Source organism: Microbulbifer sediminum, from assembly GCF_021729035.1.
Taxonomy (GTDB): Bacteria; Pseudomonadota; Gammaproteobacteria; order Pseudomonadales; family Cellvibrionaceae; genus Microbulbifer; species Microbulbifer sediminum.
The window spans coordinates 292,560-312,445 of sequence record NZ_JAJSAP010000005.1; the positions used below are offsets into that span (position 1 = coordinate 292,560).

18 protein-coding genes are annotated in these 19,886 nt (G+C 60.6%); 5 read left to right on the forward strand and 13 right to left on the reverse strand.

Annotation, left to right across the window (positions count from 1 at the left end):
- Positions 1 to 20: 20 nt before the first annotated feature.
- The 13 genes from lpxA to rpsB all read right to left on the reverse strand — a co-directional run bounded on the left by lpxA (position 21) and on the right by rpsB (position 13,453).
- Positions 21 to 800 carry an acyl-ACP--UDP-N-acetylglucosamine O-acyltransferase gene (gene lpxA, locus LVD11_RS10650; protein WP_237058824.1) on the reverse strand — a complete coding sequence of 260 codons (780 nt, stop codon included), beginning with the start codon at positions 798 to 800 and terminating at the stop codon, positions 21 to 23.
- Between the two features lie 104 nt (positions 801 to 904).
- Positions 905 to 1,342 carry a 3-hydroxyacyl-ACP dehydratase FabZ gene (fabZ, locus tag LVD11_RS10655; protein WP_237058826.1) on the reverse strand — a complete coding sequence of 146 codons (438 nt, stop codon included), beginning with the start codon at positions 1,340 to 1,342 and terminating at the stop codon, positions 905 to 907.
- Between the two features lie 110 nt (positions 1,343 to 1,452).
- Positions 1,453 to 2,523 (reverse strand): UDP-3-O-(3-hydroxymyristoyl)glucosamine N-acyltransferase, encoded by a 1,071-nt coding sequence (gene lpxD / locus LVD11_RS10660; protein WP_237058828.1) that lies wholly within the window; start codon positions 2,521 to 2,523, stop codon positions 1,453 to 1,455.
- Positions 2,524 to 2,542: 19 nt separating this feature from the next.
- Positions 2,543 to 3,058, reverse strand: coding sequence for an OmpH/Skp family outer membrane protein (locus tag LVD11_RS10665; RefSeq protein WP_237058830.1), 516 nt, complete (start codon positions 3,056 to 3,058; stop codon positions 2,543 to 2,545).
- Between the two features lie 78 nt (positions 3,059 to 3,136).
- Entirely contained in the window at positions 3,137 to 5,734 is a 2,598-nt protein-coding gene (bamA, locus tag LVD11_RS10670) for an outer membrane protein assembly factor BamA (RefSeq protein WP_237058832.1), read from the reverse strand.
- A gap of 183 nt (positions 5,735 to 5,917) precedes the next feature.
- Positions 5,918 to 7,273 (reverse strand): RIP metalloprotease RseP, encoded by a 1,356-nt coding sequence (rseP, locus tag LVD11_RS10675; protein WP_237058834.1) that lies wholly within the window; start codon positions 7,271 to 7,273, stop codon positions 5,918 to 5,920.
- Positions 7,274 to 7,333: 60 nt separating this feature from the next.
- On the reverse strand, positions 7,334 to 8,521 hold the full coding sequence (gene ispC / locus LVD11_RS10680; protein ID WP_237058837.1) for a 1-deoxy-D-xylulose-5-phosphate reductoisomerase: 1,188 nt from the start codon (positions 8,519 to 8,521) through the stop codon (positions 7,334 to 7,336).
- Positions 8,522 to 8,634: 113 nt separating this feature from the next.
- Entirely contained in the window at positions 8,635 to 9,480 is an 846-nt protein-coding gene (locus LVD11_RS10685; RefSeq protein WP_237058839.1) for a phosphatidate cytidylyltransferase, read from the reverse strand.
- Between the two features lie 36 nt (positions 9,481 to 9,516).
- A complete protein-coding gene (gene uppS, locus LVD11_RS10690) occupies positions 9,517 to 10,278 on the reverse strand; it encodes a polyprenyl diphosphate synthase (protein WP_237058841.1) in 762 nt (253 codons plus the stop codon).
- Positions 10,278 to 10,835 carry a ribosome recycling factor gene (frr, locus tag LVD11_RS10695; RefSeq protein WP_237058843.1) on the reverse strand — a complete coding sequence of 186 codons (558 nt, stop codon included), beginning with the start codon at positions 10,833 to 10,835 and terminating at the stop codon, positions 10,278 to 10,280. Before frr ends, uppS begins: the two co-directional genes overlap by 1 nt.
- Entirely contained in the window at positions 10,832 to 11,569 is a 738-nt protein-coding gene (gene pyrH / locus LVD11_RS10700) for a UMP kinase (RefSeq protein ID WP_237058845.1), read from the reverse strand. Before pyrH ends, frr begins: the two co-directional genes overlap by 4 nt.
- Before the next feature lie 154 nt (positions 11,570 to 11,723).
- Positions 11,724 to 12,587, reverse strand: coding sequence for a translation elongation factor Ts (tsf, locus tag LVD11_RS10705; RefSeq protein WP_237058856.1), 864 nt, complete (start codon positions 12,585 to 12,587; stop codon positions 11,724 to 11,726).
- 119 nt (positions 12,588 to 12,706) lie between these two features.
- Entirely contained in the window at positions 12,707 to 13,453 is a 747-nt protein-coding gene (gene rpsB / locus LVD11_RS10710; RefSeq protein ID WP_237058858.1) for a 30S ribosomal protein S2, read from the reverse strand.
- A 375-nt stretch (positions 13,454 to 13,828) separates the two neighbouring features.
- Here rpsB and map point away from each other — a divergent pair, with 375 nt between their 5' ends.
- The 5 genes from map to LVD11_RS10735 all read left to right on the forward strand — a co-directional run bounded on the left by map (position 13,829) and on the right by LVD11_RS10735 (position 19,873).
- Positions 13,829 to 14,599, forward strand: a complete 771-nt coding sequence (gene map, locus LVD11_RS10715) for a type I methionyl aminopeptidase (RefSeq protein ID WP_237058860.1) — start codon at positions 13,829 to 13,831, stop codon at positions 14,597 to 14,599.
- Positions 14,600 to 14,726: 127 nt separating this feature from the next.
- Positions 14,727 to 17,450, forward strand: a complete 2,724-nt coding sequence (locus LVD11_RS10720) for a [protein-PII] uridylyltransferase (protein ID WP_237058862.1) — start codon at positions 14,727 to 14,729, stop codon at positions 17,448 to 17,450.
- A 133-nt stretch (positions 17,451 to 17,583) separates the two neighbouring features.
- Positions 17,584 to 18,756 carry a succinyldiaminopimelate transaminase gene (gene dapC / locus LVD11_RS10725; protein WP_237058863.1) on the forward strand — a complete coding sequence of 391 codons (1,173 nt, stop codon included), beginning with the start codon at positions 17,584 to 17,586 and terminating at the stop codon, positions 18,754 to 18,756.
- 93 nt (positions 18,757 to 18,849) lie between these two features.
- The gene (gene nth / locus LVD11_RS10730; protein ID WP_237058866.1) at positions 18,850 to 19,518 is read left to right on the forward strand and encodes an endonuclease III; all 669 of its coding nucleotides are present in this window, start codon (positions 18,850 to 18,852) and stop codon (positions 19,516 to 19,518) included.
- A gap of 10 nt (positions 19,519 to 19,528) precedes the next feature.
- The gene (locus LVD11_RS10735; protein ID WP_237058868.1) at positions 19,529 to 19,873 is read left to right on the forward strand and encodes an ArsC family reductase; all 345 of its coding nucleotides are present in this window, start codon (positions 19,529 to 19,531) and stop codon (positions 19,871 to 19,873) included.
- Positions 19,874 to 19,886 lie beyond the last annotated feature (13 nt).

Sequence of the window (19,886 nt, forward strand, 5' to 3'; positions counted from 1 at the left end):
GCCAGAGGGCCGCGATCCCCTTAGCGGGTAATGCCGCGAGAGGAATTCTGGAGTGAATCGATCCAGGGTTGCACCACAGCGGATTGCTCCCGCAGCTCGGCCAGGGCCTCCAGGGCCTCCTGCAGCGTTAAGCCGCGGCGATAAACGATTTTATACGCCTTGTTGATCAGTGCGATCTCGTCGCGTGAAAAGCCGCGACGACGGAGCCCCTCGGCATTGATCGTCTTGGCCTCGGCGGGATTGCCCGCGACCATAACGTAGGCCGGCACATCCTTACCGATCGCAGCCCCCATCCCGGTAAACGCATGCTCACCGATGGTGCAGTGCTGGTGTACCAGGCTGAAACCACTGAGAATGGCCCAGTCCCGGATTTCCACATGCCCTGCCAGCGCCACGTTGTTGACCAGGATGGTATGGTTACCGATGACGCTGTCGTGTCCTACATGGGCATAGGCCATGATCAGATTGTCGTTACCGATCGTAGTCTCACCACGGTCCTGGACGGTACCGCGGTGGATGGTAACCCCCTCCCTGATCACGTTGTCATCGCCGATTACCAGCGTAGTGTGCTCCCCCTGATATTTTTTGTCGGGGGTATCCTGTCCCACGGAAGAAAACTGGTAGATACGGTTGTTTCTACCCATCCTGGTAGGGCCGGTCAGCACCACATGGGAAGCGATTTCGCAGCCATCGCCGATCTCCACATCGGGGCCCACAACGGTATAGGGGCCGATAGACACACCGTCACCGATGATCGCTGACTGATCGATAATCGCGGTGGGGTGGATATTTGTCTGCATGCTGCGCCTAACTCCCGGAAAACTCGACCGCCGCCCCGCTCTTCAGGGGCGGCATTGCAAGAAATCAAACCGACCTGCGGTTTCGACCACCAATTATAAATTGGTCAGACTTCTTTTACCGCACACAATACGTTGGCAGAGGCGGCCAGCTCACCATCCACACTGGACTTGCAGGCGAACTTCCAGATACCCCGGCGCTCTGACACCACCTCGGACTCCAACTGCAGCTGGTCACCTGGGACCACCTGGCGCTTGAAACGCACATTATCGATACCGGCAAACAGGTAGAGAAAACCGTCTTCCGGCTTCTGCCCAAGGGTTTTGAACCCGAGAATACCCGAAACCTGCGCCATCGCCTCGACAATCATCACACCGGGGAAAATCGGCGCCTCAGGGAAGTGGCCGTTGAACACCTCCTCATTGACGGAGATATTCTTGTAACCCTTGATATATTTCCCCTCTTCCAGCTCAACCACGCGGTCGACTAACAGGAACGGGTAACGGTGAGGCAGGTATTGACGAATCTCGCGCACGTCCATCATGGTAAATATCCCCAAAAACTACTTCGGGGCGTGATGACGCCCCGAACAACAAAACAATTCTTTACGACCGACTCGGGCCGCCAGGCCGAACCGGACTCGTATTGACGCAGCTACTCTCCCTCTCCTGCCTCCGGGCGGCACGCGGACATGGCCGCGACCTGCTTCTCAAGCTCCCGCAGGCGACGCGACATCTGGTCCAGCTGCGCATAGCGCACCGCATTGCGGCGCCAGCTGCGGCTGTCAGAAAATGGCGTACCACTGGAATAGGAGCCGGCCGAGTCGATGGATTTGGTAATCAGCGTCATGGCGGTGACATGTGTGCCATCCGCCACCGTGATGTGCCCGACTACGCCGGCACCACCCGCGATGGTGCAGTGCTTGCCGATGACAGCACTCCCGGCTACCGCCGAACAGGCAGCAATGGCTGAGTAGTCACCAATTTGTACATTGTGCGCGATTTGCACCTGATTGTCGATCTTGACCCCCTGGCCGATCACGGTATCACCCAGGGCACCGCGATCGATACAGGTACAGGCGCCGACCTCTACATCGTCGCCGATTTCAACACCACCCAGCTGGTGGATCTTGGTCCAGCGTTTTTCGTGGGGAGCAAAGCCAAACCCGTCCGCGCCAATCACCGCACCGCTGTGAATGATACACCCGCGACCGATATTGCAGCCGTGATAGATGACAACACCGGCACCGAGCCTGGTCCGATCGCCGATGACGCTGCCTTCACCAACTGTGGAATTGGGTCCCACAACAGCGCCCTGCCCAATACGGGCGAACGCACCAACGACCGCTCCGGGACCAATGCTGGCAGAGGGATCAACGTCAGCATCGCCATGCACCGCCGCCGAAGGGTGAACCCCCGGGTCCGGCCGGGGGGCAGTATCGTACACAGCTGTCGCCTGCGCGAAGGCATGGTACGGCGCTGGCACTACCAGGGAGGACACCGGGCATTCGTCTGCGTGCTCCGCGGTCAGGATAACGGCGCAGGCGCGGGTATCGCGCAGGAAACGGCGATAGGCGGCACTGGCGAGGAAGCTTACATCGGTTGGCGCTGCGTCCTGCAGCGTGCTGAGCCCGCCAGGCACCGTCTCGGGGCTAACCCCGGGTGCCAGGCGCAACTCAGCGCCCAGCCGGGAAGCCAGCTGGGCGAGCGTTGGCTTGTCTGTCATGTGCGCAATTCTTGCCGGATTACTTGTCCGCGTTCATGCGCTTGACTACCGCTGCAGTCAGGTCGACATTCGGGCCGGCGAAATAGGCGGAGTTCGCGTCCAGCACCAGGTCCAGCTTCTGCTCCTTGATGATCGCTTCCAGGGCACTCTTGGCTTTCGGTGCCATGGTTTTCTGGATCTCCTGGCCGACCTGGCCCTCCATTGCGCGTAACTTTTTCACCGCGGTTTCAAAGTCAGAGCGCTTGAAGTTCATCTTGCGCTGGTGCTCCGCCTTCTGCTCCTCAGACCAGGTAACTGCATTTTTCTGCGCATCCTCAGCCAGCTTCTGCACTTCCGCACGAATGGATTCGGCTGTGCTCTGCAGCTGTGAGTACTCGGAGCTGGTCTTGAGCGCGTTGACCTTGGACTTGGCCGCCTCGGTGCTCATGATGGCGGCCTGCAGGTTGAAGACTGCTACCTTGCTCTGCGCCGCAGCAGCCCCGGAAAAAATAATTCCCACAAACAGGACTGCGATAATTTTTACAGATTTAAGCACGTCGGTTTCTCCATTTTTGCTTATTTATACTACACGACGGCTCTCTTCGGCCGCCTCGTTCAAGCCCTGCCCCGGGAATCAGAAACTGTTGCCCAGGGAGAACTGGAATACTTCGACCTCGTCCTCGTCATTCTTCTCCAGCGCCTTGGCCACACTGAAGGTCAGCGGACCAAAACCGGAGATCCAGGTGAGGCCGATACCGGCGGAAACATTCAGCCGCTCGACGTCGACATCGTAGCAGTTCAGCTGAGTTTCGCCACAGCTGGTATCGAATACGTTACCGGCATCGATAAAGAACGCGGACTGCATTGAGCGCTGGTCCTTGATAAACGGCAGCGGGAAAATCACTTCCGCACTACCCTCGACAAGAATGTTGCCACCGAAGGGATCCGGTTCTCGCGGGTTCTCTCTGACCAGGAGAGCACCGGTTTCCTCGTCAAGCACATAGCAGGTCTCGGCCACAAGACCGTCTGCGTTTACCGCACAGTTAGTGGTGTTATAGGGTGTGGGCGGCGTTGAACGCGGGCCCAGGGAGTTGCGCTCGAAGCCGCGTACCGAGCCGAAACCACCACCGTAGAAGTTCTCGAAGAACGGCAGTTCGGAGGTATCACCAAAGCTGTCTGCATAGCCAATGCGGGTGCGCAGACGCAACGTCAGGTTCTTGGTCAGCGGGCGGAAGTACTGGCCGGTATAGATAAATTTGTAGTACTCGAGGTCCCCGCCCGGCACCGCGATCTCCAGCGATGCACGCTGCGACGTACCGCGCGTTGCGAGAATGCCACGGTTCAGGGTTGAGCGGGCGTAGGAGCTGGTCACCGAGAAGGTGTCAAACTCGTCACCGTTCAGGTCCACAAATCCGTCCAGGTCGGTATTCAGCAGCGACGGGTCCAGTGGCTCACTGAGGTCGAGCGCCTCACCGGCTGCAGCGGCCGCCCTCAACTCCTCATCGAGTTGCCCCAGCTCTGCGGAAATAGTCTCGGGGTCCGAAGTCGTCACCGGGAATTGTCCATCCACCCCCTCAATGGGGCGTGGAGTCTCACGGATTTCCTTGACAGAATTGCTGGCCGTTCCCAGCTCAAGATGGCTGAAGCCAAAGTTCAAGCCGACCCGGGATATCTCTGAAATCGGGTATCCGAAGTTCAGGCCGGCACCGTAAGTGGTGGTGTTATAGCTTGCCAGGTTGATTTCCGAGTAATCCCGTTCCTGGTAGAAGACATTGAAGCCCCGGCTCACCCCATCCGGGGTGAAATAAGGATCGGTATAGGAAAAATTGGCCACCGTCTGATAGCGGGAGGTATTGATGGCGACCCCGACGGATTTGCCGGTACCCAGCCAGTTATTTTCCTGTACGTTGGCACCCAGGACGATACCGCTGTCCTGCGCGTAGCCCACGGTACCACCGATGGTTCCGGAGGGTTGCTCCTCCACGGTGTAGTCCACATCGATCTGGTCGGATGTGCCGGGCACTTCCGTGGTCTCCACCTGCACTTCCTTGAAGTATCCCAGGCGCTCCAGGCGAACTTTTGATTGCTCGATACGAGCAGACGAGGCGGACGCGGATTCCATCTGGCGCATCTCGCGGCGCAGTACCTCATCTGAAGTTCGGGTGTTGCCCCGGAAATTGATGCGGCGAACGTAGGCGCGCTTGCCCGGATCGATAAAGAAGGTGACCTTTACCGTCTTGTCTTCCTCATTGGGCTCGGGCATGCCATTCACCTCGGCAAAGGTGTAACCCTCATTGCCCAGGCGCTTGGTAATGTAATCGGAGGTGGTGGTCATCAGCACCTGGGAGAAGGTCTGGCCTTCGCGAACCAGCAACAGTCGACGGATCTCCTCCTCGGGTACTACCGGGTCACCGGCGAGGTCCACTTCACTCACTTTATAGACGTCTCCCTCGGAGACATTCACGGTGATGAATACGCTCTTCTTGTCGGGACTCAGGGATACCTGGGTAGAGTCTATCTTGAACTCCAGGTAGCCGCGGTCCAGGTAAAAGGATTCGAGGCGCTCCAGGTCACCGGTCAGCTTTTCGCGGGAATACTTGTCATCACTGCTTAGCCAGGAGAGCCAGCCGGTGGTCTGCAGTTCAAAGATATCCGCCAGCTCATCATCTGAGAAAGCCTCGTTACCAACGATGTTGATATGCTTGATCGCTGCGACCGAGCCTTCATCAACCACTACCTTCAGCTCCACCTGGTTGCGGGGCAGTTCCTTTACTTCGGTAGTGACACTTGCGCCGTAGCGCCCCTGGGCAACGTACTGCCGCTCCAGCTCCTGGGCCAGGCCCTCGAGGGTGGCACGTTTGAAGATCTGCCCTTCGGCGAGGCCGTTTTCTTCCATGCCTTTCAGCAGGTCTTCGCTCTTGATCGCTTTGTTGCCGGTGAGCTCAATCTTGGAGATGGCCGGACGCTCGCGGACCGTAATTACCAGCACGCCATTTTCGCGGCCGATCTGGATATCCTGAAAGTAGCCGGTGCGGAACAGCGCTCGCGTGGCGGTCTGGATCTCGAGGCTCTCGATAGTGTCACCCACCCGTACCGGCAGGGCGGCGAAGACGGTACCCGCGGATACCCGTTGCAGGCCCTCCACGCGAATATCATTGACCACGAACGACTGGGCTACAGCGGTAATAGGCAGCGCCAGCCCCAGTGAGGCCGCTTTCAGGAAATCATTCATTAACCAGTTCCAAAGTGTTTATTCGCAATTCCACTACACCGGATGGCGCAAACATCACCCGGCCCAGCCCCGCCCGCACCTCGCAGGGAGACTGTCAGGGAGCCGGCTTAGGTGCCGGCACCTCCACGGCCCCGTGGGCCGCCCCCCCCGGCATCCCGGGCAAGGTAGATAAATCCACCCGCGCTACAGGCGCAGGATATCGTTGTACAACGCCAGCCCCATAATCCCGAGCACCAGGGCCATACCCACCTGCAGGCCGATCATCTGCACCCGCTCGGAAACCGGGGACCCCTTGACCGCCTCAATGCCGTAGTAAAGGAGGTGACCACCGTCCAATACCGGGATCGGCAGCAGGTTAAGCACCCCAAGGCTGATACTGAGGAGCGCCAGCAGCGACAGGAAAGACTGCCAGCCGGCGTCTGCCGAGGTGCCGGCCACTTTAGCAATGGTGATAGGACCGCTCAAGTTCTTGGTCGAAAGCTGCCCGAATACCAGCTTTTTCAGGCTGTTGAGGGTAAACAGGGTCTTGTCCCAGGTCTCCTGCAACCCCTTCGCCAGGGCAGCTGACACTCCGTAGTGATAGGTACGGACCCGGTCTTCGGGCCAGGATTCAACCACCGGCAGGACACCGATACGACCGATTTCCTCCCCACTTTCCAGGGTCACCGGTGCCGGTGTCACGGTCAGGGACACGCGCTCGCCATCACGCTCGACCTCCACGTCCAGCGCCTCCCCGGCGCGCGCGCGCACATACTCGGTCCATTCATCCCAACTGGTAAAGATCCGGCTATCCGTGGTCAGGATCCGGTCCCCAGCCTCCAGGCCCGCAGCCTGGGCCGGACTGTCCGCTGTTACCTGTGCCAGGGTCATGGTGATCGGAGGTGTCCACAGGTCCAGCCCGGCTTCCGCGACCGGGTCCGGGACCTCCCGCCCTGCCAGCCAGCGGTCAATATCAGCCACCGAGTGGTACTCCAGCTCGGAATCCGGGTAACGGACGGTAAACTCGATTGTGCCGGTGTCTCCCAGGCGATTGGCCAGGCGCCAGTTAAGGGCCTGCCATGTGGGCGTGGGCTGGTCGTCCACCGCCAGGATCTCCTGGCCGGACTCCAGCCCCGCACGGGCTGCAATGCTGCCGGGCTCCACGGCCCCAACCACCGGCACCGGACCGGCAGTACCGCCCATAAACACGGCCCAGAACAGCACAATAGCCAGCAGGAAATTCGCCAGGGGACCGGCAGCGGCTATAGCAATGCGGGCCCAGACACTCTTGCGGTTGAATGCCTGGTCCAGCTGGCCGGGTGGCACGGCGCCCTCCCGCTCATCCAGCATTTTTACATAGCCGCCGAGGGGGATAGCGGAGATGGTGAACTCGGTGCCATGGCGGTCATAGCGCGACAGCAGCCGGCGACCGAAGCCCACGGAAAAACGCAACACCCGGACGCCGCACAGCCGCGCCACCAGGAAGTGCCCGAACTCGTGAAAAGATACCAGCACCCCGAGTGCCACCAGCGCCCAGAGAACCGTCTGAATCAGATCCATAGCTACCCGTCAGTTAGTGCCAACCCCACCCTTTGACCCCCAGGCTCCAGGACGCCCGCCTCAGGCGGACTCCAGAGCCTCAGAAGCCAGCACGCGAGCCTGGCGATCCGCATTTTCGACTGCATCCAGCCCTGTCAGTTCAACCGCTGGCACAGATTCCATAACCCGCTCGATGACCACCGGGATGCCAGTGAACGCCAGCCTGCCCTGCAGAAAAGCCTCAACTGCAACCTCATTGGCGGCGTTGAGCACCGTGGGGGCACTGCCCCCGGCCACCATCGCCTCCCGTGCCAGCCGCAGGCAGGGGAAACGCCCCATGTCCGGCGCCTCGAAGTCCAGACGCCCCTGGGCAATCAGGTCCAGCGCCGCCACGCCGCTGTCGATCCGCTCGGGAAACGCCAGCGCGTGTGCAATGGGGGTACGCATATCGGGATTTCCCATCTGTGCCAGCAGGGAACCATCACGGTACTGCACCATAGAGTGGATGATACTCTGCGGGTGCACCACCACCTCGATCTGCTCAGGTCGCGCATTAAACAACAGGCAGGCCTCGATAAACTCCAGGCCCTTGTTCATCATGGTGGCCGAGTCCACGGAGATCTTGCGCCCCATGGACCAGTTGGGGTGGGCACAGGCTTCATCAGGCGTCACATGCTTCAGGTCGCCCGGCAGGTGGCGCCGGAATGGACCGCCCGACCCCGTCAGCAGGATCTTTTCCACCCCGCACTCCTCCAGGCTGCCACAGGGCTGGGGAAGGCACTGGAAGATGGCATTGTGTTCACTGTCGATCGGCAGCATCTGCGCACCACCTTTCGCCAGTGCGCGCAAGAAAACAGGGCCAGCCATCACCAGCGCTTCCTTGTTGGCCAGCAGCACCCGCTTGCCCGCCTCCACGGCAGCCAGTGTGGGACGCAAGCCCGCAGCGCCAACGATGGCCGCCATCACCGTATCGACACGGGAATCCGAGGCAACCTGGCACAGTCCATCAACTCCCCAGAGCACTTCCGTCTGCAAATCACACGCCGCGAGCATGGCCTGCAACCGCGCGGCGCCCTCCTCTTCAGCCACTACGGCGTACCTGGGCGCGAAGCGCCGGCATTGCTGCGCCAACTCCTCAATACGCTCGCGGGCGGTCAATGCGAACACGCTATAGCGCTGAGGGTGCCGCGCCAGCACATCGAGGGTGCTGACACCAATGGAACCGGTGGAACCCAGAACGCTGACGGATTGCTGCTGCGGGGAATGCATAGACTTTCGATTTACCTCTGGGCCCCGCAATCCAGGGCCCTCTGTTCTGGGTACTGCTGGTGTGTCACGGGGCAGTCTTTTAAGAAAACGCCTTTAGGCCAGCAGACTGTCGGCTAAAGATACTTGGGCAGCTCACTGGCCAGGGCCGCCATGGTAAACACCGGCAGCGCAGCGGAGAGGCTGTCGAGCCGGTCCAGGATTCCTCCGTGACCCGGCAATATATGACTGCTGTCCTTGATCCCCCGGTGGCGTTTGAACATGCTCTCCACCAGGTCACCGATCACGGACGCAACCGCGGTTACCAGGATACCGAACGAGAACAGCACACTGTTTTTGAGCGGCAGGTCGAGCAGGACCGAAACGGAAATGGCCAGCACCAGGCATGCCGCCAGACCGCCGAAAAATCCCTCCCAGGACTTACCGGGGCTCACTTCACGGGCCAGTTTGTGCTTACCGAAACGCCGCCCCACAAAATAGGCGCCGACGTCGGCGGCAACCACCACGGCAACCACAAACAGGACCAGCCAGGCACCGTGCTCTTGCCCGCGCAGGATCACCATCGACAGCCAGGCCGGCACCAGCACCACCAGCCCGATCAGGCCCCGCGCCCAGCGGTTGCCCCAGAGCATCGCACTGGCGGGGTAGCTCTGAACCCACAGGAAGGCCAGCGCCCACCAGCCACAGGCCACCGCGAGAATATGGCGTGCCCGCGCGGTGTCGGGATTACCGAACTCCATCGAGAACACATACTGGGCAGTGCCAATCAGCGCCAGGCCCAGGGCAGCCAGGAAAACAAATCGCAGGGCACGATTGAGATTCGATAGATTAGCCCACTCCCAGCCGCCGAGCAGGATGACCGCAACCGTGGCCAGGGTGAACCACTGGATTGGCAGCAGGAACAGGGCGCCGAGAAACAGGGCGACCAATACCAGCGCGGTAATTATTCTTTGTTTTAGCACGGTAAAACCCTTTGTTGCCTTGTATTATTGGGGATGTCAGGCCTGCGCTTTCAGCCCGCCATCCTCGTCGCGCCCACCGTAGCGCCGGTGGCGCTGGGAATAGGCCGCAATCGCTGCATCCAGCTCGACCTCGCCGAACTCGGGCCACAGCGTATCAGTAAAATAAAACTCACTGTAAGCAGCCTGCCAGAGGATAAAGTTGCTGATGCGCTGCTCACCACTGGAGCGGATCAGCAGGTCCACCGGCGGCAGGTCAGCCAGCTGGACATACTCTGCCAGTGTCTGTTCGTTAATGGAATTCGCTTCACGCTCGCCCGCGGCCACCTGCTCGGCGAGCTGCCTTGCGGCATTGGCGATATCCCACTGCCCCCCGTAATCCGCGGCTATTACCAGGTTGCCCTGGTTACCGTCCCGGGTGATATCCTCGGCTTCAGTAATGGCGCGCTGCAGACGCTCGGAGAGGCGGTCACGGCGACCGATCACCCGCAGCCGAACACCCTCTTCGGCCATACGCCGGGCTTCCTTGCGGAGGTAGGAGTAGAACAGGCTCATCAACAGCTCCACCTCTTTCGGCGGGCGCTGCCAGTTTTCACTTGAGAATGCAAAAAGGGTGAGCGCCTCCACGCCACGGTCCTTGCAGGCCGAGATCAGGTCGCGGATGCGCTCCACGCCGGCCTTGTGGCCGGCGGATGGCGGCAGGCCGCGTCGTGCAGCCCAGCGGCCGTTGCCATCCATGATGATGGCGATATGGCGGGGGCCCTCACGGGACGGCATTGCGGGGGAACCTCCGGAAGTCATCAGATTTCCATCAGGTCCTTTTCTTTTGCCGCGAGGGCTGCATCCACATCATTCACGAACTTGTCCGTGATTTTCTGGATTTCATCGCCGGCACGACGCTCGTCGTCCTCCGAAATCTCCTTGTCCTTGACCAGGGACTTCACCTCCGCCAGGGCATCCCGGCGGATATTGCGGATGGATACCCGTGCGGTCTCCGCCTCGCTCTTGGCCTGCTTAATGAAGTTCTTACGCGTCTCTTCAGTAAGCGCAGGCATCGGGATACGGATCACGGTACCCGCAGTGCTCGGGTTCAATCCCAGGTCGGACTTCATGATCGCTTTCTCGATCTCCGGCACCAGGTTCCTCTCCCAGGGAGTAACACTCAGGGTGCGGGCGTCCTCAACGTTGACATTCGCCACCTGCGACAGGGGCATGTCAGCACCGTAATAGGAGACATGGATGCCGTCCAGGATACTCGGGTGCGCACGGCCGGTACGGATTTTATTGAAGTTGCTGCCCAGGGCGTCGAGCGCCTTGCTCATCCGCGCCTTGGCGTCTTTCTTGATATCTTCGATCACTGTCTCAATTCCTCTTCGATTAGCGTGCCCTCTTCACCGCCCACCACGATATTGAGCAGTGCGCCGGTCTTGTCCATGCGGAATACCCGCACGGGCATATTGTTATCACGGCACAGGCAGATTGCGGTTAGATCCATCACCCCGAGCTTCTTGTCGAGCACTTCGTCAAAGGTAAGCTGCTCGTAGCGGGTCGCCGAGGGGTCCAGCACCGGGTCGGCAGAGTAGACGCCATCCACCTTGGTGGCCTTGAGCACCAGCTCAGCCTCGATCTCGATACCGCGCAGGCAGGCGGCGGAATCGGTGGTAAAGAACGGGTTGCCCGTGCCCGCCGCAAAAATCAGTACTTCACCACGCTCCAGGTGACGGATAGCGGCCCTGCGGTCATAGTGATCGACGATACCACTCATCTGGATCGAGGACATGACCCGCGAGGAGATATTGGAGCGCTCCAGGGCGTCGCGCATGGCCAGGGCGTTCATGACGGTCGCCAGCATCCCCATATGGTCGCCGGTTACCCGGTCCAGCCCGGCGGCGTGGAGCGCGGCACCACGGAACAGGTTGCCGCCGCCGATCACCAGGCCCACCTGGACACCGATACCTACCAGCTGTCCGATTTCCAGGGCCATCTTGTCCAGTACCTTGGGGCTGATTCCAAACCCCTGGTCCCCCATCAGCTCCTCACCGCTGAGCTTTAACAGGATTCGCTTGTACTTGCGGTCTTTTACACCGGGCATCCTCTGGTCCTCATTAGCGCTGGCAGGTATTGCCGCCGAACATTACAACAATTTCGGTCATTTACACAGAGGGGTGCCGCGATGGAGCTCTCCGAGCCCACCGCAAGCACCCCTCTGAAGCCGGCCGTCCCGGGGGACGGCCGTATTTTATCGATCAGGAAGAAGATTTGACCTGAGCGGCCACTTCGGCGGCGAAATCCACCTCTTCTTTCTCGATCCCCTCACCCACCTCGAAGCGGACAAAGGAAGCAACATCAGCACCGGCATCCTTGGCCAGCTTGCCGATGGTCAGGTCCGGATTCTTGACGAACGGCTGCTCCACCAGGCTGTTTTCCTTGAGGAACTTCTTGATACGACCACCCATCATCTTCTCGACGATCTCGGCCGGCTTGCCTTCCATATCCGGCTGGGCCTTGATGATCTCTTTTTCCTTCTCCAGGACCTCGGCCGGCATATCTTCCGGCTTGTTCACCTGCGGATTCACAGCGGCAACATGCATGGCCACATCGCGGGCCAGCTCAACATCACCGCCGGTCAGGGCCACAATGGAGGCGATCCGGCTGTTGGAGTGCACGTAGGTACCAACCACCGGCGCTTCCACAACCTGTACGCGACGCACACCGATGTTCTCACCGATTTTCTGTACCAGCGCTTCGCGGGCGGATTCGAGCTCGCCTTCCATCAGGGCGGCGACATCTTCCTGGCGCTCGGCAAATGCCTTCTCAAGCACTTTCTGAACGAAGGCATTGAAGTTATCGTCGCGGGCAACGAAGTCAGTCTCGGAGTTGACTTCAACCAGCACGCCGTAGCTGCCGTCCTCGGCGACTTTTGCAGCCACAACACCGTCGGCGGCAGTGCGGCCGGCCTTCTTGGCAGCTTTCAGGCCAGAGGCTTTGCGCAGGTCCTCAATCGCCTTCTCGATATCGCCATCGGCCTCGGTCAGTGCTTTCTTGCACTCCATCATCGGCAGGCCGGTGCGCTCGCGCAGTTCTTTTACCATAGACGCGGTAATCGCCATGATTCAATCCTCGGGGTTCGTTCGCTAATGAATAGGATTTGAAAAAAAGGGGCCAGTCGAGGGGCCCCTTTCCGATCGGCAGCGTAACCATTCAGTGTTACACCGCTGTGCCGTGCGGGTTACTCCGCAGCGGCCTCGTCGTCACTTGCTTCGACGTACTCGCTCTGAGCAGCGCTGCCACCGGCTTCCGCCACACCCGCCAGTACGGCGTCTGCCACAGCAGTGGTGTACAGCTTGATCGCACGGATGGCGTCGTCGTTACCGGGGATCACGTAGTCAACACCTTCCGGGTCGCTGTTGGTATCGACCACAGCAATAACCGGGATGCCCAGCTTGTTGGCTTCCTGGATCGCGATGCGCTCGTGCTCGACGTCGATCACGAACAGTGCGTCCGGCAGGCCACCCATGTCCTTGATACCACCGATGGAGCGCTCAAGCTTCTCCATCATACGGGTGCGCATCAGGGCTTCTTTCTTGGTCAGCTTGTCGAAAGTGCCGTCCTGGGACTGGGCTTCGAGGTCGCGGTAACGCTTGATGGAGGCACGGATAGTCTTGTAGTTGGTGAGCATGCCACCCAGCCAGCGGTTGCTGACATAAGGCATACCAGAGCGCTCAGCCTGCTCGCGAATGGACTTCTGCGCAGCGCGCTTGGTACCAACGAACAGTACTTTCTTCTTCTGGGCCGCCATACCCTTGATCACCTGCAGGGCTTCGTTGAAAGCCGGGACAGTGTGCTCCAGGTTGACGATGTGAATCTTGTTGCGGGCGCCAAAGATGTATTGACCCATCTTCGGGTTCCAGTAGCGGGTCTGGTGGCCAAAATGGACACCAGCCTGCAGCATATCGCGCATGCTGACTTGCGGCATAGTAAACCTCAATATCTACGGAAGCTGCCATACAATGGCAAACACTTCCCGGGTTATATCCTCCACACACCCCATGCACCAATCCCCTTGCCCCTCGCGAAGCGGCTCGGGAACACCCAGGCGCATGTGCCGGTGTATGTGAGACGTTAGTCTTAATGGTGAAAGCCCGGGCACACGGCCCAGAGCGGCGCGCTTTATACCACATTCAACCGGGCCCGGGAAGCCAAAAAGCCGACAGCCGGCCTACCTGGGGCTGCTCCCGGGGTGCCCAGCGGAGCCGGTTGTGCCCGCAGCCCCTGAATCCGCTACAATAGCGCGCCTCCCGGTCACCCCGGGATTCGACCAGACAGCAGCAACCAGCCCGGAAGTAAGAGTATGACCACAGCCACCAAGACACCGGAACAGATCGCCAAGATGCGCACCGCCGGCCGCCTGGCCGCAGAGGTGCTGGAAATGATCGGCGAGTATGTGGTCCCCGGCGTCACCACCGAGGAGCTGGACCGGCGCTGCCATGACCACATAGTCAACGTCCAGGACGCCATTCCTGCCTGCCTGGGCTACCGGGGATTCCCCAAATCCATCTGCACCTCGATCAATGAAGTGGTCTGCCACGGCATTCCCTCAGAGAGCAAGGTGCTGAAAAAAGGTGACATCATCAATATCGATGTCACCGTGATCAAGGATGGCTGGTACGGCGATACCAGCAAAATGTACTTTGTGGGCAAGCCCGCCCCTCACGCCGAGCGCCTGGTGCGCATCACCCAGGAATGCCTGTACAGGGCCATCGATATCGTCCGGCCCGGCACCACTCTCGGCGATATCGGCCACGTGATCCAGCAGCATGCAGAGAAGAATTACTATTCCGTCGTACGAGACTTCTGCGGACACGGCATCGGCGACGTCTTCCACGAGGACCCGCAGGTCCTGCACTACGGCAAGCCGGGCACCGGGCTGGTGCTGGAAGAGGGGATGACCTTCACGATCGAGCCGATGATCAATGCGGGCAAAGCCGGCACCAAGGTGCTGCGGGATGGCTGGACCGCGGTCACCGTGGACCGACGCCTGTCCGCCCAGTGGGAACACACCATGGCCGTAACCGGCGACGGAGTGGAAGTCCTGACCGCCCGTGGCGAGGAGAGCTTCTGATCCGATCCATGACCGGCGGCCTCCCATTCCTCCGCATCCGGCAAGCCGCTGGACAGCGACGAGCTCGATCACCGGCCGGGCCCAGTCCGGCCGCTTGCCGCCGACGATGACCCCAAGGAACTATCCGATGCAGCTGGCGAATACACCCTACTTCACCCGCCCCCTGTTCTTCTTCGACCAGACCCGTTTCCGGCGTGCCCTGGAGGCGGGGGACAAGCCAGCCCTGGAGATATTCAAGGATGCCGCCGGCGCTGCTGACACACAGATGGAGCGGCGTTTCCGCGAGGGCGAGGACGTGCGCACCCTGGTACACGAGCGCGCCCTGTTCGTCGACTGCCTGCTTCACTATGCCTGGTACCAGTACCAGTGGCCCGGCGGCACCAGCCTGCTGGCTGTGGGTGGTTACGGGCGCGGCGAACTGCACCCCCACTCCGATATCGACCTGCTGATCCTGACCGACGGACAGCCTGACAGCCACGTGGTGGACAATATCGAGCGCCTGGTGGCATTCCTCTGGGACCTGGGCCTCGATATCGGGCATTCCGTACGCACGCTGGACCAGTGCGTGGAGATGGCCGCCCGCGATATCACCGTGGCCACCAACCTGATGGAGTGCCGCACCGTTGTCGGCGATGACGGGTTGCGCGCGCAGCTGGCCGATCGTATGACCCCGGACAGGCTCTGGCCGGCGGACGAGTTTTTCGCGGCCAAGGCGACTGAGCAGAATGAACGCCACAACCGCCAGCAGGGCTCGGAATACAATCTGGAACCGAACATCAAGAACGCCCCCGGCGGACTGCGTGATATCCAGACCATCGGCTGGGTGGCCAAGCGCTACTTCCGCGTGCGCACCCTCAAGCAGCTGCAGGGCAAGGGCTTCTTCACCGAGGAGGAATTCGGCATCCTGCAGTCGGGAGAGGATTTCCTCTGGCGGGTGCGCTATGGCCTGCACCTGCTGGCCGGCCGTGCCGAGGAACGACTGCTGTTTGACTACCAGCGCGAGCTGGCGAAACAGTTCGGTTATGAGGATACCGACACGCACCTGGCGGTGGAGCAGTTCATGCACAGCTACTACCGCATCGTGATGGCACTGCGGGAGCTCAACGACGTGCTGTTGCAGTTCCTCGACGAGGCCATCCTGCAGCGCGGCCAGAGCGAGAGCGTTACCCCCATCAACGAGCGGTTCCAGCTGCGCGACAACACCATCGAGGTGACCCAGACCCGGGTATTCACCGAAGATCCCTCTGCACTGCTGGAGATCTTCGTGCTCACGGCGGAAAACCCGCGGATCGAGGGGGTGCGCGCCTCCACCATCCGCCTGATCCGCGAGCACCGCCACCTGATCGACGACCATTTTCGGGCCGACCCGCACAATGCCGAGCTGTTTATGCAGCTGCTGCGCTCACCGCGCGGCCTGTCCACCCAGCTCACCCGGATGACCCGCTACGGTATCCTCGGCCGCTACCTGCCCGAGTTTGGCCGTGTCACCGGCCAGATGCAGCACGACCTCTTCCATATCTATACCGTGGACGCCCACACCCTGCAGGTGGTCCGCAACATGCGCAGTTTCCGGGGGCCCGAGGCCTGGGAAAAATATCCCATCGCCGCGGAGATCCTGGCGCGACTGCGCAAGCCGGAACTGCTGTATATCGCCGGCCTGTACCACGATATCGCCAAGGGGCGCGGCGGTGATCACTCGATCCTGGGTATCCGCGACGCGGACGCCTTCTGCCGCCGCCACGACCTGCCGGCCCGCGATCGCCGGCTGGTATGCTGGCTGGTGGAAAAGCACCTGCTGATGAGCGCAGTCTCCCAGAAACAGGACATCAGCGACCCGGAGGTGGTGCACAGCTTTGCCCGCGAGGTGGGCGATCGCGAGCACCTGGATTACCTCTACGCCCTCACTGTGGCCGACATCAATGCCACCAATCCCGAGCTCTGGAACAGCTGGCGAGCCAGCCTGATGCGCCAGCTGTATCAGGCCACCCGGCGCGCCCTGCGGCGCGGCCTGGAAAACCCTATCGACCGGGAGGAAATCATCGAGGAAACCCGTATCCAGGCCAGCGAAAAGCTGCAGGCCCTCGGGTTACCGCAATCCTCCGTGGAGAATATCTGGGCACAGATGGGTGATGACTATTTTGTCCGCGAAAGTGCCGATAATATTACCTGGCACACCGCAGCCATCCATCAGCTGATCTGCGCCAATGAAAAGGGCGAGACCAACGACACGCTGGTCCTGACGCGGAATTCCGGCCCGGGCGAACACGACGGGGCGACGGAAATCTTCGTCTATACCCCCGACCGGGCCAATGTGTTCGCCGCCGTGGTCACCGGCCTCGACATGCTAAACCTGAACATCCACGATGCCCGCCTGTACAACTCGGCCGCGGGTTACACGCTGGACACCTTTTACGTGCTCGATGAATCGGGCCAGCCACTGCTGGAAGACCCGGCGAAACTGGAACAGATCCGTACCACGCTGCAGGAAGAGCTGGCACTGGTGGAGGACTACTCCAAGGTGATCAAGCGCCGCACCCCGCGGCGACTGAAAATGTTTGAGCTGGAAACGCGTGCACACCTGACCACCGAGCCCGGCGACCATTACAGCACCCTGGAAATTACCAGTGCCGACCGCCCAGGCCTGCTGGCACGAATTGCACGAATTTTCATCGATCATGATGTGCAGCTGCACAACGCCAGGATTTCCACCCTGGGGGAACGTGTGGAGGATATTTTCCATATTACCGATGCGGCCGGGAAACCACTGCTCAACGAGGAGTCCAACCGGCAACTTGAAGAGGCCATTTGCCGCGAACTTGATGCACACCAGACAACCCGGCAGGCACAATAGGCAGGCGCCCGGTAACTTCGATGCAGCGGAACCCCGTCCGGGAAAGCTGCCGCGAGCGAACCGGCACGTGGCGAACAAGACTCCTCAGGCAACAGCGGCACAGTAAATGCGCCGCCATAAAAAAGTAAGACCGATGAACCCGAACCTGGACAAGCTACAGCCCTACCCCTTTGCCAAGCTGGCAAAACTCAAGGACGGCCTGGTCCCCGCCGGCAAACCCCATATCGCGCTGTCGATCGGCGAGCCCAAGCACCCGGCCCCCGCTTTTGTTCGCGACACACTGGTGGAGAACCTGGACCAGCTCTCCGCCTATCCGGCCACCAGGGGACTCGACAGCCTGCGCGGCGCCATTGGCGAGTGGCTTTGCAAGCGCTTTGGGCTTGAGAGCGTCTGCCCCGACACCCAGGTTTTACCGGTCAACGGCACCCGGGAGGCGCTGTTCGCCTTTGCCCAGGCCGTCGCCTCCCCGGGCAGCAAGGTGCTGATGCCCAACCCCTTCTACCAGATATACGAGGGCGCGGCCCTGCTCGCCGGGGCCACTCCCTATTTTCTCAACTGCACTGCAGAGACCGGCTTCCGCCCCGACTTCGGCGCAGTGCCGGAAGCGGTCTGGCAGGACTGCGAACTGCTGTACCTCTGCACGCCCGGCAACCCCACCGGGGCCCTGCTCGACCAGGATGCGCTGCGCCAGGTGATCGAGCTGGCCGATCGCCACAACTTCACCATCGCTTCGGACGAATGTTACTCCGAACTGTATTTTGACGAGGGCAATCCTCCCCCCGGGCTACTGCAGGCATGCGAGACTATGGGGCGCAGTGACTACAGTCGCTGCGTGGTCTTTCACAGCCTGTCAAAGCGATCAAACCTCCCGGGCCTGCGCTCGGGGTTTGTCGCCGGCGACGCGCGGGTGCTGGAGAAGTTCCTGCTGTACCGCACCTACCATGGCTGTGCCATGCCCCTGCCACACCAGCACGCTTCTATCGCCGCCTGGCGCGACGAGGCGCACGTCGCAGAAAACCGGGCACTTTACCGGGAGAAGTTCGCCGCAGTACTGGAAACCCTCGGCGACTGCCTCAATGTTTCAGCCCCCGAGGCGAGCTTTTACCTCTGGCCCCAGGTGGGTGACGGTGAGGCGTTTGCGCGGGAGCTGTTCCGGCAGCAGAACATTACCGTCCTACCGGGGAGCTTCCTGGCGCGTGAGTCCGGTGGTATCAACCCGGGCCGGGAGTACGTGCGCATGGCCCTGGTTGCAACACTGGAAGAATGCATCGAGGCAGCCGGACGCATTCGCGAATTCTGTAGTTGAATCCGGGCCGCTCCGAGGAAAAAAGGTCAGCTGAACTGGCTGGCGGGAATCGGCAGATGGCCAGACCATTTGCGATCAGAAGTAGCAAATTTAATGGCAGCAAAGAACTTACTCAAACAGGAACGGGTCGACTTTATCCTGGACAAACTCGAGGAGCTCTATCCGGAGACCCCGATTCCACTGGATCACCGCGACCCCTATACCCTGCTGGTAGCAGTACTGCTCTCGGCACAGTGCACCGACGAACGCGTCAACCAGGTTACGCCTTCACTGTGGGAGCTTGCCGACAATCCCCGGGATATGGCCCGCGTGCCGGTGGAGGAAATCCAGCAGGTGATCCGCCCGTGTGGACTGTCACCGCAAAAAGCCCGGGCCATCAGCAAGTTATCCCAGATCCTGGTCAATGAATACCATGGCAGGGTACCCGAGAACATCGCAGCACTGGAAACCCTTCCCGGGGTGGGACACAAGACCGCCAGTGTGGTGATGGCCCAGGCCTTCGGCCATCCCGCCTTTCCCGTGGATACCCATATCCACCGGCTGGCCCAGCGCTGGGGGCTGACCAGTGGCAAAAATGTCACCCAGACGGAAAAAGACCTGAAACGTCTTTTCCCGCGGGACAGGTGGAATCGCCTGCACCTGCAGATCATTTTCTACGGCCGGGAGTATTGCACCGCCCGCGGCTGCGACGGCACCGTATGCGAAATCTGCACCACCTGTTACCCGGCGCGCAAGAACCCCAAGAAAACCAGGAAAGCTTAGTGGTATTTCGATGATTACTCTCTACGGCATCAAGAACTGCGACACCGTGAAGAAAGCCCGTAAGTGGCTGGAAACCAATGGTGTTGAATACCGTTTCCACGATTTTCGTGAAGATGGCATGGAAAACGTACCGCTTCAACAGTGGCTGGAAGATTACAGCTGGGAGCAGGTGCTGAACCGCCGCTCCACCAGCTGGCGCGCACTCGACGAGACGCAGAAGGATACGATGGACAACCCGTCGGCCCTCACTGCTGCGCTGGACACCCCTACCCTGATCAAGCGGCCGGTCACCGTTTCCGGCCGGGGCGTCCTCTTCGGCTTCAAGGAAGCGGCATTCAAAGAACTGGTCAATTAAGGAAGTACTCACC